Below are 12,158 nucleotides of genomic sequence, written 5' to 3' on the forward strand. Positions count from 1 at the left end.
TAAGCAGGAGCTCAGCCGAGCGCGCGGGTGAAGCCCTCGACCAGCTCGTCGACCTGCTCGTCGGTCATCACGAACGACGGCGAGATCTGCATGGCGCCCTGGCCTGCGGCACGACTCGAAACACCATGGGCACGGAGGGTTTTCACCATCGGCAGGCCCTCGGCGGGATCGACCAGTTGCACGGCGGCGACGGCGCCCAGTCCGCTGCGCACCTCGGCGACACGCGGGTGTCCGGCCAGCGGGGCCAGCTTTGCGTGCAGTGTGGCCTCCAGCCGGGCCGACTCGTCGAGGAGGTTCTCCCGCTCGACGATGTCCAGGTTGGCCAGCGCGGCCGCAGCGGCACCGGCGTGCCCGCCGTAGGTGTAGCCGTGCCGCCACCAGACCCCGCCCGCGAAGAACGGTTCGGCGATGTGCGGCGCGATGAAGACCGCACCCATCGGGACGTACCCGGAGGTGAGGCCCTTGGCGGTGGTCATCAGGTCCGGCTGCAGGTCGAAGCGCGACGAGGCGAACCAGGATCCGCCGATCCGGCCGAAGCCGGTGACGACCTCGTCGACGACGAACAGGATGTCGTGCTCGCGGCAGATGCGGCGCACCTCGGCGAGGTAGCCGTCCGGCGGCAGATAGATGCCGCCCGCGCCGATGATCGGCTCGCAGAAGAACGCGGCGATGCGGTCGGCGCCGACCTCCTCGATCAAGGCGAGCAGCGACTTCGCGTTGTCCCATTCGATGGTGCGCGCGTCGGCCATGAACTCGCCGTAGCCCTCGCGGTTCACCGGGATGCCCGCGAGCGCGGTGCCCGCGACGTGCATGCCGTGATAGGCCTTCTGCCGTCCGACCACGATGGTCTTGTCCGGCTTGCCGAGCTCGTGCCAGTAGCGGCGGGCCAGCTTGGCGGCAGTGTCCACCGAGTCCGAGCCGCCGGAGGTGAAGAAGATCTTGCTGCCCGGCACCGGCGCCATGGCCGACAGTCGCTCGGCGAGTTCCTGGGTGGCCGGTTCGGTGAAGTCGCCGAAGTTGGAGTAGTGCGCGACCTTGCGCAGCTGCGCGGCGACCGCGTCGGCGATCTCGCCGCGGCCGTGGCCGACGTTGGTGAACCAGAGGCCGGCCGTCGCGTCCAGGTAGCGGTTGCCGGCGGCGTCGTAGATGTAGGCGCCCTCGCCACGGGCGACGACGAACGCGCCGTCCCGCTCGACCGCACCCATGTCGGCAAATCCATGCCATAGCGAGTTCATGTGTCCACCTTTACCGGAGGAAGGTGTCGCCCTCCGAATCGCGACGACGGTTACCGAGTTCTCGCAGAGCGGTGGCAACCCCACCAACCAGGGCAAACCTGTCTCTGCTCGGTACCAACCCTATGGCCAGCACCACGTCCGCGGACCACAGGCTCTCTCCAACGCGACAACACCGCGTCGCCGCGCCCATGGCGAGCGTCCCCGTCGGGTGAAAGGACTCTCGCTCCGAGGGGTTCACTGGGTTCGCAGGCGCGCCCGACCACCGACGGCCGCGATGGCGACGGCCAGGAGGGTGAAGACGCCGGTGAGGATGATCAAACCGATCGTCAGCGAGACGTAGCCCTGCCGCCGCGGATCCAGGAAGGGATAGGGATACCAGTCGACGATCGGGCCACGAATGAGGGTGTAGATGCCGTAGATCAGCGGATAGATCAGCCACAGACCGACCAGGCGCGGCGAGAGGGTCAGGCGCTGGCGGGCCGGGATGAGCACCCAGTCCGCGACCAGCACGATCGGCATTACCCGATGCAGGATGTCGTTGATCCAGCGATCGGTGAGCATCACATCGATATTGGCCAGCAGCACCGCGTACACCACGCCGGTGATGAGCAGATACAGCGCGGCCGCGCCGCGCAGCACCTCCCAGCGATGGCTGTCCGGATCGCGCAGGGCGCCGAACAGCAACACCAGCACCGCGAGCACGTTCGATTGAATGGTGAAGTAGCTGAAGTAGTTTCCCGTGGAGAACGCCGCCTCGTGCATGTTCCGCCACGGAATCCACACCAGCGCCACGATGCCGAGCACACCGAAGGCGATCCGTAGACCGCGATACACCCAAGCCGTGCCCGAATCGGCGTCCATCGCCAGATCCTCGCATATCAAGCCCCGTTTACCCGGTAAATCCGGACAGTCCGCACACTGCCGGCAACCCGGTCGGGCCGCCTGACGGAAATACCAGTTGCCGCCCTTCGCTACGCTTGTGAATGCAATGACCAGGACAGCTGATACCGGACCCCGCGAGCTCCGCACCCGCCTGGCGAATCTCTCCCTCCGCGACGAATACCGGCTGCGCCGCCAGCTCGACCGGGCGCGCGGTGCCGACCTGAGCAAGGTCGAGGCCGAGATCGCCGCGGCCGAGCTCCGCATCGACGCGCGCCGCGCCGCCGTACCGGAGATCCGCTACCCCGAACAGCTGCCGGTCACCCAGCGCCGCGAAGACATCGCCGCCGCCATCGCCGCGCATCAGGTGGTGATCGTGGCCGGCGAGACCGGTTCCGGCAAGACCACCCAGATCCCGAAGATCTGCCTGGAACTCGGGCGCGGCATCCGCGGCACCATCGGCCACACCCAGCCGCGCAGGCTGGCCGCACGCACCGTCGCCGAGCGCATCGCCGAGGAGCTCGGCACCGAACTCGGCGATGCCGTCGGCTACACGGTCCGTTTCACCGACCACGCCTCCGACCGCACGCTGATCAAGCTGATGACCGACGGCATCCTGCTCGCCGAGATCCAGCGCGACCGGCTGCTGCGCCGCTACGACACGATCATCATCGACGAGGCACACGAACGCAGCCTCAATATCGACTTCCTGCTGGGCTACCTGAAACAGCTGCTGCCGCGCAGGCCCGACCTGAAGATCATCATCACCTCGGCGACCATCGATCCGGAGCTGTTCGCGCGGCACTTCGCCGACGAGAACGGCGCTCCCGCACCGATTGTCGAGGTGTCCGGCCGGTCCTATCCGGTGGAGCTGCGCTATCGGCCGCTATCGCTGGAACTGCCCGGTGCCGACGACGAGGACGACGAAGACACGCGGGTCGTCGATCGCGACCCGGTGGACGCCATCGGTGACGCGGTCGCCGAACTGTTCGACGAGGGCGACGGAGACGTGCTCGTCTTCCTGTCCGGCGAACGCGAAATCCGGGACGCCGCCGACGCTTTGCGCGATCTGAAGCTGCCGCGCACCGAGATCCTGCCGCTGTACGCGCGACTGTCCACCGCCGAGCAGCACCGGGTGTTCGCGCCGCATGCCGGACGTCGCGTGGTGCTTGCCACCAATGTCGCGGAGACCTCGCTGACCGTGCCGGGCATCCGGTACGTGGTCGACCCTGGGACAGCACGCATTTCGCGGTACTCGATGCGCACCAAGGTGCAGCGGCTGCCGATCGAACCGGTCTCCCAAGCCTCCGCCCGGCAGCGCGCCGGACGCTGTGGTCGCGTCGCCGACGGCATCTGCATCCGGCTGTACTCCGAGGACGACTTCGACTCGCGGCCCGCGTTCACCGAACCGGAGATCCTGCGCACCAACCTGGCCGCCGTCATCCTGCAGATGACCGCGCTCGGGCTCGGCGATATCGAGAACTTCCCGTTCGTCGAGGCGCCGGACAAGCGAGCGATCCGCGACGGCATCGCGCTGCTGGAAGAGCTCGGCGCACTGGGGCGTCGGACCGACACCGAATCCGATGCCGGGCTCACGCTGACCCCGATCGGGCGCGACATGGCGCAGCTGCCGGTCGATCCGCGGATGGCGCGGATGCTGGTGGAGGCACACAGCAACGGAAATCTGGCAGAAGTGCTGATCATCGTTGCGGCACTGTCGATTCAGGATGTGCGTGAACGGCCAGCGGACAATCAACAGGCCGCCGACACCAAACACGCACGATTCATCGTCGAAGGATCGGATTTCCTGGCCTACCTCCGGCTGTGGGAGTACCTGACCGAGCAGCGGAAATCGCTGTCGTCCAACCAGTTCCGGCGCATGTGCCGAGAGGAGTTCCTGCATTACCTGCGGATCAGGGAGTGGCAGGACCTACACGGACAGTTGCGCACCATCACGAGGGGACTCGGATGGTCGGCGGATGGAGCACCGGATCGCTCTGAGGACGTAGGCGATTCGGCTCCTGCGTCGGGGCAGACAGGGCGTGGTTCGCGCCGCGGGCGGGGAGGCAACGGCGCGCCAGACGCACCGGCGGGCACCGGGAGTCGTTCGCGCCGTGGGCCGTCGGGCGAGAAGGCCGCCGGGCAATCTGCCGAAGGCCGACAGACCGGCGCGCGCAACGAGTCCGCACCATCGAATCGGCAGGACGCCAACGTATCTCGCGGTGGGCGGGCTGGCGGGCAGTCCGGCTCGAAGCGTGCTCAAGGAGGCGTAGCGCAGGCAGCCAACGGGTCGGTGCTCGAATCCGATGAGATGCCTTGGGATTCCACTGGGATCCATCAGGCTCTGCTCGCGGGCATGCTGTCCCATATCGGTTTGCGCGAGGCGGAATCGCGGGAGTTTCTCGGGGCGCGCAATGCAAAGTTCATGATCTTCCCTGGCTCGTCGCTGGCGAAGAAACCGCCGCGCTGGGTGATGGCCGCTGAGTTGGTCGAGACGTCGCGGTTGTGGGGGCGGATGGCGGCCAAAGTGGAGCCGGAGTGGGCTGAGCGGCTCGCGGGGGATCTGGTGAAACGCACCTACTCCGAGCCGCATTGGTCGGCCAAGCGCGGGGCGGCGAGTGCCTACGAGCGGGTCACGCTGTACGGCATCCCGCTGGTCACCGGCAGGCAGGTGGATTACGGCCGGATCGATCCGGAGCTGTCGCGCGAGCTGTTCATCAGACACGCACTGGTGCAGGGTGAATGGCAGACCCGGCACGACTTCTTCCACCGCAACCGTGAATTGATCGACGACGTCGCCGATCTGGAGCACCGCGCCCGCCGCCGGGACATCCTGGTCGACGACGAGGTGCTGTTCGAGTTCTACGACAAGCGCCTGCCCGCCGACATCGTGTCCGTGCGACATTTCGACAGCTGGTGGAAGTCCGCGCGCCGGAAAGACCCGGCGCTGCTGGACTTCTCGACCTCGACCGTCGTCAACGCGGGCACCGCGGCGCTGGATCCGGCCGCCTTCCCCGACGCCTGGCGGCAGGGCGAGCTCAGCTTCCCGCTCACCTACCAGTTCGAGCCCGGCAACGAGGAAGACGGTGTGACCGTCCGTATCCCGGTCGAGCAGCTGGCCCATGTGCGTGCCGTCGGCTTCGACTGGCTGGTGCCGGGCATGCGCGACGAGTTGGCCGCAGCACTGATCAAAACACTGCCGAAGGCGTTGCGGCGCAGCGTCGTTCCGGCTCCGGATTTCGCCGCGGCGGCACTGGCCGCGCTCACGCCGCGGGCGGAACCACTGCGCATCGGGTTGGCACGGGAGCTGTCCCGCCTGGGCTCGATCACGATCGACCCGACGGACCTCGACACCGGTGCGCTGCCGGATCATCTACGGATGACCTTCGCGGCTGTCGACACCAAGGGCAGCGTGCTTGCGCGCAACAAGAGCCTGCCGACGCTGAAAACCCAACTCGCCGAACAGGTCGCCGCTTCGGTGGCCCGCGCGACGGCGGGCGCGGAGCGAGCGCCGGCAGCAGCGTGGACCTCGGAATCCCTCGGCACGGTGGAGCCGACGGTCCGCCGCGAGGTCGCCGGGCAGACCGTCACCGGCTATCCCGCCCTGGTCCCCGAGGGCGACGGCGTGGCGGTCCGAGTGCTCAGTTCGCCTGCCGCACAGGCCACCGCGATGCGAGCAGGCACCCGCACCCTCATCCTGAACGCGCTGCCGACCTCGGTCCGCGCCGTCACCTCGAGCCTGCGACCTACGGATCGCCTTGCGCTGACACAGAATCCGTACGGATCACTGGACGCACTGATCGAGGACTGCCGCGCCGCGGCCGCCGACGAGCTCATCGCCGCCGCCGGCGGACCGGTGCACAATCCGGACGACTTCACTGCGCTGGTCGCCAAGATCCGCCCCGACTTCGTCTCCGCCGTGGCCCAACTGGTCCGCCTCGTGGTGCCGATTCTGGCCGAAGCCCACCGGGTTTCGGCCGCACTGGCGGAAACCTCCGAACGCGACATCGCCGACGACGTCCGCGACCAGCTGGACAACCTCGTCTTCCGAGGCTTCGTCTCCGAATGGGGCAGCACCCGCCTGCGCGAACTCCCCCGCTACCTGCAAGCCGCCGTTGTCCGCCTGGAAACGCTGCCCGGCTCGGCGGTTCGCGACCGCCAGGGCATGATCGAACTGGACCGCGCCCTCACCGCCTACGACCGCCTGGTCAACTCCCTGCCGGAGAACCGCCGCCACGCCCCGGCCGTCACCGAGATCTGGTGGATGATCGAGGAGTTCCGGATCAGCCTGTTCGCCCAGAAGCTCGGCACCCCATACCCGGTGTCGGTCAAGCGAATCGAACGCGCCATCGCCACCATCCGCCGCTAGGGCACACCACCGAAGCCTATTCGGCCGCTACGGCCGCTGCCTCGCGGGCGGTGCGCATCTCCTGGATCTCGCGTTCGAAATCCGCTGCGGAGGTGAAGGAGCGGTAGACCGAGGCGAAGCGGAGGTAGGCGACCTCGTCCAGGTCGCGCAGCGGGCCGAGGATGGCCAGGCCGACCTCGTGGCTGGGCACCTCGGGAGAACCCTTGGCGCGCACGGCGTCTTCCACCTTCTGCGCGAGCAGATTCAGGGCGTCGTCGTCGACCTCACGCCCCTGGCAGGCGCGGCGCACGCCGCGGATGACCTTCTCCCGGCTGAACGGCTCGGTGACACCGCTGCGTTTCACCACGGACAGGATCGCGGTTTCTACCGTGCTGAACCGCCGCCCACAGTGCGGGCACGCGCGGCGGCGGCGGATGGCCGCGCCTTCGTCGGCCTCGCGCGAGTCCACCACCCGGGAGTCGGGGTGTCGGCAGTACGGGCAATGCATCCGAGAGATCCTTCGTCGATGCGCGTGCTCGCGGCCGGCCCGGCAACCGATCGGGGTGACCGTCCCGGCGAGCACGTGTACAGGGGCCTAGACCCCGGCACCAGGTAAACCTCAGGCGATATGCGGAATACCTGCATAGCTCTTCGAGGATACCTGTCCGGGTACGTAGGTTGTCCCACTCGCCCTGTACCCACCGGCCCGGCCCCCGCTCACGGCAGCACTATTCGACGATCTGCCATTGCGAGGTCAGGTCGGCGATGAGCTCCGGCAGGCGCGGGACAAGGCGGCCACGGGCCAGTTTGTTCCAGAACGGCTCGCCGAGCACGGCGGGTGCGAGCGCGGGGTTCAGCTCCATGTCGACGTGGCGTGGGACGAGGTCGCCGGTGATGTAGGTCCAGCGGGTGTCGCGGTCGGCCCAGTTGAAGTCGGGCAGCGGGGTGCGCAGAGCCAGGCTGCGGCCGCCGACGTCGGCCCGGACGGTGGTCGGCGCGAACACGCCCGGGGCGCGGACGCCGGGCACGGCGGGTTTGCCCGCGATGGTGCTCACGTAGGTGAGCACGCGGCCGATCGGGGCGCGGCCCGCCGAGGTCGCGTCCCACTGGTCGGCGATCACCCGGTTCTGTTCGCGGTCGGTCATCCGGATCAGCGCGTCGATAGTGCCCTCGCGGGTGCCGGACGCGATGGACTGCCATGCGGTGTGGATGTCGGCGTCGAGCACGCCCGCGTCGTACATCTCATCGATGCCGCGCATACCCAGTGCGACATACGCTTCGTGCATCGGGACCAGGTCGGTGAAGATGTGCTTCTGCATGATCATCAACCGGGTCTGATACCAGGCGACGTCCTCGGCGCTGAGCCGCGAGCCCTGCTCGGCGAGCAGACGGACGTCGGCGGGCAACCCCTGCACCAGTTCCGGCGGCGTGTTGCGCAACAGGTCGGCTACCGCGTCACCGAGTTGATGGATGCCGGGCACGTCGAGCACCACACCGACATCGCTCATATCGAAGAACCCGGAGGCGAACGAACCCCCCGCGATGCCCGCCAGCCCCGCCCAGTAGAAGTCTGGATGCTGCGTAGTGAGCCGCAGGTAATTGACGTACACCCGACAGAAGGTGCGCTCGTTGGCCCGTACGCCGCGTGCCGGATCCCAGGCCGCCAAGTCGATATCGGCGTTGCGCGTCGCGACGACCAACCAGTACTGATGCAGCAACGTCGCGTACCGGCGCGGCGTCACGCCGTCGGCCCGTGCCGCGTCGAGCGCCGCGGACAGAGTCGATTCATCCAGCGGGAGCGCCGGATTCAATCCACCACCGCCCGCGCCGTCACCGTTGACGGAGGGTAGATCAAGGTATGCCACGTAGGCAGGCACCGCCTGGGCGGCCGGGATCGAAGCGAACCCGAAGACGAGACACAGTGCGAGCCCGACGATTCGGGCGAGCAGCCGGGTGGGGCGTGCGGCGGTGGCGAGGTGCATCATTGCTAGTCCGAACTCGTTCGTAGGCCAAGGCCATGTCTGGCAAAGACCTTTGCCAGATCACGTGTTCAGCACACTAGCAACATGTTCTAGTCGACGATCAACAAATTCGGCCACTTCGCGACCGGCCGGCAACGTGCGAGCGTCAAGCCCGCTACTCGATAAGATTCGCGAAGAGAATGACGTCGCGGGCCGACCCGACGATCAGCGCGGCGCGATATCGCCTTGGCGCAGCACATTTCCGGGCGCGACACCGACGGGCGCCGACCGGCCATCGACCACCGCGGGCACCGTACTCGTCGAGGTGTCGCCACCCCAGTCCCCCGCCCGCAGGTGCGCCAGCGTGATGAGCGCGGCCACCACGAGCGCGCTCAGTAGTGCGGCCACCGCCAGGACGGCGAAGCCGACCTGCGCCTGTTCGACCAGCTCACCCGGATGCGCGCCGCTGGGTCGTCGCACGGTGGAAGTTCGTGTGCCGCGGTCGTATACGGCGACCCCGCCGGGCCTCGCGCCACGCGGGCGGCGGTCGACGGTGGCGCGGTGGGTCGAATCCAGGGGCCGCGTACGCAAGGTGCCTCGATGCACGCGCGGGACGGTTTCGAAGGCCAGGTCGATCTCGGCCGAGTCGATGTCGCGCGGGTCGACCTCGCGAGTATCGATGTCACGGGCAGCGGCCACGTGCGGCACGAGGGCCGTTGCGGGCGTGTCGAGCTCCGTGTTGATGTCGCTGATCGCAGTGCTCATCGGACAAACCTCCGTGGTGGGTGCTCCGTCTGTGTTCGAGCTGGGTCGTTCGAGCTGGGCGGACCGGTCGGGCTGGTCGGTACCGCTGTTCAGTGCCGCTTTTCGATGCATTGTTCGCTCAGGTGTTCGAAGAACTGATGTTCGATTTCTACCACGTGCCACCGACAATGTCAGCAGGAAACGCCCGACACTCCTCGAACAGATGTTTGAAACATCGGCTCGACCGGACTAGATTCGAAAGACGAAATTCAAGACAGGCCATGCACAGATATGCCGGGCGACGGATCAGCCCGGACACAGCAAGGAAGGGCGGTTACGGTGAGGCACACAGACGACACGGGCGTAGAGAGCGAAGGCGGCGCCGACACGGCGGTAACCGGGGCGGATCTCACCGTGCGTCAGCGCAAAGTGCTGGACGTGATCCGGTCTTCGGTGAGCGAGCGCGGCTACCCGCCGAGCATCCGGGAGATCGGCGACGCCGTCGGGCTGACGTCGACCTCCTCGGTCGCTCATCAGCTGCGCGCGTTGGAGCGCAAGGGCTTTCTGCGACGTGACCCGAATCGTCCACGCGCCGTGGACGTTCGCGGCCTCGACGAGGTCGGGCGCGCGGTCACCAGCCTGCACGCCGCCCCGGTGGACGATTCCGACAGCGCCGCCACCGATCCGAGCAGGCCGACACCGACGTTCGTGCCGGTCCTCGGCCGGATCGCCGCCGGTGGCCCGATCCTGGCCGAGCAGGCGGTCGAGGACGTGTTCCCGCTGCCCCGCGAACTGGTCGGCGAAGGCTCGCTGTTCCTGCTCAAGGTCGTCGGGCAGTCGATGATCGACGCGGCCATCTGCGACGGCGACTGGGTGGTGGTGCGACAGCAGAACGTCGCCGACAACGGTGACATCGTCGCCGCGATGATCGACGGCGAGGCCACGGTGAAGACGTTCAAGCGCACCGGCAAGGATGTCTGGCTGATGCCGCACAACCCGGTGTTCGAACCGATCCCCGGCAATGACGCACAGGTACTCGGCAAGGTCGTGACGGTAATCCGCAAGATCTAGCCGAGCTCGACACCCGAACGGCCGCACGGTGATCCGTGCGGCCGTTCGTTTCGCCGGACCGGCGATCATCCGACCAGGTCACCGGCGTTCACAGCATATTGCCAGCGAGCGCCCAGCGCCTTCACCGCTGCGCCCGGCATGCTCCTGCGGTGACCACGATCAGCGCCGAACCGGCCCTGCACGATGCGACCGACCCCGCCGACACGCCCGAGCCGGACGGCCTGCCACCGGCCACCCGCTGGGAGCGGGCCGGCCTGGCCGCGCTCCTGATCGGCACGGCCGCCGCATACCTATGGCACATCACCGTCAACGGCATGGGCAACAACTTCTACGCCGCGGCCACCTGGGCCGGCTCGCGGAACTGGAAAGCGCTGCTGTTCGGCTCCCTCGATCCCGGCAACTTCATCACCGTCGACAAACCGCCCGTCTCGCAGTGGGTGATGGGCCTGTCCGGCCAGGTGTTCGGGTTCAGCAGCGCGAGCATGCTGATCCCCCAGGCCTTGATGGCGGTCGCCGCAGTCGCGCTGACATACGCCGCGGTCACCCGCGCGACCGAAAGCCGCGGCGCCGGACTGCTCGCCGGGGCGGCGCTGGCGGTTACCCCGGTGGTGGCGTTGATGTTCCGGTTCAACAACCCCGACGCGGTCATGGTGCTGCTCATGACCGCGGGCGCGTACTGCACCATCCGGTCGCTGCGCCACGCCAGCCCGCGCTGGCTGATGCTGGCCGGTGTCGCCCTCGGCTTCGCGTTCCTGGCCAAGATGCTCGAGGGGCTGATGGTGCTGCCCGCCCTGGGTATCGCCTATCTCATCGTCGCACCGACCACGCTGCGGAATCGGTTGTGGCACTTGACCGGTGCCGCCGCCGCGCTGATCGTCTCGTCCGGCTGGTACGTGCTGCTGACCATCCTGTGGCCCGCCTCGTCCCGCCCTTACCTGGCCGGATCCACGAACAACACCTTCATGGACCTGGTGCTCGGCTACAACGGCTTCGCGCGATTCCTCGGCCAGAACCATCGCGGCGGTGGCAACCGCTTCGAACTGCCGCCCGGCTACGAGATGCCGCGCAATCTCGGCGGTGCCGGGTTCGGCGGCTTCGGTGGGTTCGGCGGATCGGGCCATTGGAAGTTGTTCACCGGTGAGATCGGCTTCGAGATCTCCTGGCTGCTGCCCGCCGCGCTGCTGGCGTTCGCGGTGGTGCTGGTGTCGCGCTGGCGCGCGCCGCGCACCGATCAATTGCGCGGGGCCGCTTTGGTTTTCGGGCTGTGGCTGGTGATCGACGGCATCGCGTTCACCACCATGAAGGGTGGCATGCACGCGTACTACACGCTCGCCATCGGGCCCGCTGTGGCGGGAATGTTCGCCCTCGGCGTGCACGAGGCGTGGCGGCGGCGCGACGAGGTGTTCGGCCGAATCGGTTCCGCCGCACTGGTTCTCGCGACCGGCGGGTGGGCTTTCGTGCTGCTGGGTCGCAATGCCGACTGGCTGCCGTGGTTGCGCTGGACCCTGCTCGCGGTTTCGGTGCTCGCCACGCTCGGACTGCTCGCCACCGCCTTCCCCGCGGTGTCGGGCAGGCTCCGCACCCGGGCCACCTCGGTACTGGTGATCGCGGGCGTGCTGGCCGGGCTCGGCGGCACCTCCGCCTACGCGGCGGCCACCCTGCCGCAGGAGCACGTCGGCGGCGGACCCTCGGTCGGCCCCGTCAAGCCCGAAAAACCGGGCCCGGCAAACCAAATCCGCCGCGCCGTCACCGCGTTCCTGGATGGCACGACCGAACCGCAGGTCTCCGAGATGCTGCGCAACACGACCACCACCTGGTCGGGGGGGGGGGGCCGGGGGGGGGCCCCCCCGGGGCGGGGCCGCGACCCGCGCCCCCCCCGGGTGGGCCACCGCGGGGGGACCTGCGGCGGCCCCGGGGCCG

General features: G+C 68.3%; 8 protein-coding genes. 3 read left to right on the forward strand and 5 right to left on the reverse strand.

From position 1 onward, the window contains the following. Positions 1-11: 11 nt before the first annotated feature. Together ACFWF1_RS29955 and ACFWF1_RS29960 are read right to left on the reverse strand one after the other, a co-directional pair. Positions 12-1,235 (reverse strand): aspartate aminotransferase family protein, encoded by a 1,224-nt coding sequence (locus tag ACFWF1_RS29955; RefSeq protein WP_379283809.1) that lies wholly within the window; start codon positions 1,233-1,235, stop codon positions 12-14. Positions 1,236-1,469: 234 nt separating this feature from the next. Beyond that, positions 1,470-2,096 (reverse strand): Pr6Pr family membrane protein, encoded by a 627-nt coding sequence (locus tag ACFWF1_RS29960; protein WP_379283808.1) that lies wholly within the window; start codon positions 2,094-2,096, stop codon positions 1,470-1,472. Positions 2,097-2,223: 127 nt separating this feature from the next. Between ACFWF1_RS29960 and hrpA the strand changes: the two genes are divergently transcribed. Then, positions 2,224-6,483, forward strand: coding sequence for an ATP-dependent RNA helicase HrpA (gene hrpA / locus ACFWF1_RS29965; RefSeq protein WP_379283806.1), 4,260 nt, complete (start codon positions 2,224-2,226; stop codon positions 6,481-6,483). 16 nt (positions 6,484-6,499) lie between these two features. Here hrpA and nrdR read toward each other — a convergent pair whose 3' ends face one another. The 3 genes from nrdR to ACFWF1_RS29980 form a co-directional block, all read right to left on the reverse strand. Beyond that, on the reverse strand, positions 6,500-6,970 hold the full coding sequence (gene nrdR, locus ACFWF1_RS29970; protein WP_357378891.1) for a transcriptional regulator NrdR: 471 nt from the start codon (positions 6,968-6,970) through the stop codon (positions 6,500-6,502). 220 nt (positions 6,971-7,190) lie between these two features. Next, positions 7,191-8,447 carry a hypothetical protein gene (locus ACFWF1_RS29975; RefSeq protein WP_379283805.1) on the reverse strand — a complete coding sequence of 419 codons (1,257 nt, stop codon included), beginning with the start codon at positions 8,445-8,447 and terminating at the stop codon, positions 7,191-7,193. Positions 8,448-8,648: 201 nt separating this feature from the next. Continuing rightward, the gene (locus tag ACFWF1_RS29980; RefSeq protein ID WP_379283804.1) at positions 8,649-9,188 is read right to left on the reverse strand and encodes a hypothetical protein; all 540 of its coding nucleotides are present in this window, start codon (positions 9,186-9,188) and stop codon (positions 8,649-8,651) included. Positions 9,189-9,506: 318 nt separating this feature from the next. On the opposite strand from ACFWF1_RS29980, the gene lexA reads away from it, so the two are divergent. Together lexA and ACFWF1_RS29990 are read left to right on the forward strand one after the other, a co-directional pair. Further along, positions 9,507-10,238 carry a transcriptional repressor LexA gene (gene lexA / locus ACFWF1_RS29985; RefSeq protein WP_379283803.1) on the forward strand — a complete coding sequence of 244 codons (732 nt, stop codon included), beginning with the start codon at positions 9,507-9,509 and terminating at the stop codon, positions 10,236-10,238. A 149-nt stretch (positions 10,239-10,387) separates the two neighbouring features. Continuing rightward, positions 10,388-12,158, forward strand: a 1,771-nt coding sequence (locus ACFWF1_RS29990) for a glycosyltransferase family 39 protein (RefSeq protein WP_379322234.1), incomplete at its 3' end; no start/stop codon positions are given.

Origin of the sequence: Nocardia sp. NPDC060255, from assembly GCF_042727395.1 — a bacterium.
Classification (GTDB): domain Bacteria; phylum Actinomycetota; class Actinomycetes; order Mycobacteriales; family Mycobacteriaceae; genus Nocardia.

What these genes read in the sequence shown, in the direction of transcription:
- ACFWF1_RS29955 (WP_379283809.1), bottom strand. Translation starts at nt 1,235, where the DNA reads ATGAACTCGCTATGGCATGGATTTGCCGACATGGGTGCGGTCGAGCGG.
- ACFWF1_RS29960 (WP_379283808.1), bottom strand. Translation starts at nt 2,096, where the DNA reads ATGGACGCCGATTCGGGCACGGCTTGGGTGTATCGCGGTCTACGGATC.
- hrpA (WP_379283806.1), top strand. Translation starts at nt 2,224, where the DNA reads ATGACCAGGACAGCTGATACCGGACCCCGCGAGCTCCGCACCCGCCTG.
- nrdR (WP_357378891.1), bottom strand. Translation starts at nt 6,970, where the DNA reads ATGCATTGCCCGTACTGCCGACACCCCGACTCCCGGGTGGTGGACTCG.
- ACFWF1_RS29975 (WP_379283805.1), bottom strand. Translation starts at nt 8,447, where the DNA reads ATGATGCACCTCGCCACCGCCGCACGCCCCACCCGGCTGCTCGCCCGA.
- ACFWF1_RS29980 (WP_379283804.1), bottom strand. Translation starts at nt 9,188, where the DNA reads ATGAGCACTGCGATCAGCGACATCAACACGGAGCTCGACACGCCCGCA.